A 1,716-nucleotide genomic window follows, 5' to 3' on the forward strand; every position below is an offset into this window, starting at 1 on the left:
ATCGGCTTTCATGTACTTTTGCAACACAGGGGACTTTTGTCTCTGTGTGCTCACTGTGGCTGTAGCCATAAAATAGTTGCCATCATCCCTATGTATGAGCTTGGCATTATGGCTTATGATGTCGCAGTGATAAGATGCATTGTCGTTGCCCTCAAAAGAAACGTGAGCAGTTCTTGGCTCATCAAAAAGATACAAATACTTGTATGGCACAAACACCTGTATTGTTCTTTGGTTTATAACCTCACCATTAGCCTCTATAGATATAGGATAAGGTGTCTTGTAGAAAGCAACTGCGAGGGCGAGGACTATTATCGTAATGATAACTGTCCCCAAGCTGACGAGGCGAGGAGGAACCTTGCCTATCACGTTCCTCACCTTCTCGCTTCTCAACTCGATGTTATCTGATTCTTTTTCTTTCTGTTCCATATCAAACGCTTTTTAGTTTCCCAATTCCAACTGATTCTTCACAAGATTATAATATGCCCCTCGCTTGGCGGTCAAAGACTCATGGTTGCCAACCTCAACGACCTTACCATGGTCTATGACTACGATTTGGTCGGCATTCTTCACCGTACTCAGTCGATGAGCTACAATCACGACAGTCTTTCCCTTGTAAAACTTATCCAAGTTCTCCACGATGCTTCTCTCATTGTTGGCATCCAGCGAGTTGGTCGCCTCGTCAAGGAAGATGTAGTCGGGATTCTTATACACCGCCCTTGCTATCAAGATACGCTGTTTCTGTCCTTGGCTCAGTCCCACGCCATCACGCCCAATCTTAGTGTTGAACTTCAGAGGCAAAGCCATCACGTAATCCTTGATGCAAGCAATCTCGGCAGCTTTCAACAACCGTTCCTTATCTATATCGCCATCATCAACAGCAATATTTCTAGCGATACTCTCCGAGAAGATAACACCATCCTGCATGACAACACCACATTGTCTGCGCCACCACTTTTTGTTGAGTTTGTTGATGTCAGTATTTCCAATGTTGATTTTTCCCTCCAAGACAGGATAATAACCAAGCATCAAACGGATGAGGGTGGTCTTTCCACTGCCAGATGCACCAACGATGGCTGTTACCTTACCTTGCGGAACGTGAATGCTCACATCGTCTATGGTTTTGCGCAAAGCATGTGGGTCGTACTTGAACATGATGTTCTTGATGTCAATGCCCTCATTCTTATCTTCAATAGAAGTTAGCAAGCCTTCCTTTCCATTCTCATCATCCATCTGGTGAATCTCGTTGATTCGCTCCAAGCTAATCTTCACATCTTGCAGAGAATAGAAGAAGTTCATCAGTTGCTCCACAGGCGAGTTGAGCTGTCCGATGATGTATTGCACGGCAAGCATCATACCGAGTGTCATTTGCCCATGAATCACGGCAGTTGCAGCGACTACCGTGATGATGATGTCCTTCTTGAAATCTTACTGATTGTTCGTAACGTACTGATAACCAATGCTAAATGAGGTGACAAAATGACGAAAGAAACAAATTAGGAACAACAAAATCAAGAAACCCCAAAATGAAAGCATGAGAAAACAAAAATTAACATGGAAAACAATGATAAATTTCCGATTTTGACATTTTAAGAACATGGCAAATAGAACAAATATTTATGAACGCATATATGTATCTTGCCATATTGGGAAACCAATTGCTTAGTCTCATTTTTGCAGATTATATTTCTATTTTGTCTAAATTACGACGGAATACAG

General features: G+C 42.3%; 1 protein-coding gene and 1 pseudogene. Both read right to left on the minus strand.

From position 1 onward, the window contains the following. A partial coding sequence (locus DXD25_RS17235) for a hypothetical protein (protein WP_233522345.1) occupies window positions 1–426 on the minus strand: 426 nt, incomplete at its 3' end. Window positions 427–438: 12 nt separating this feature from the next. After that, window positions 439–1,416, minus strand: a pseudogene (locus DXD25_RS15285) (peptidase domain-containing ABC transporter); the annotation flags it as partial. Window positions 1,417–1,716 lie beyond the last annotated feature (300 nt).

The organism is Prevotella sp. TF12-30 (genome assembly GCF_003436715.1).
Lineage (GTDB): Bacteria > Bacteroidota > Bacteroidia > Bacteroidales > Bacteroidaceae > Prevotella > Prevotella copri_A.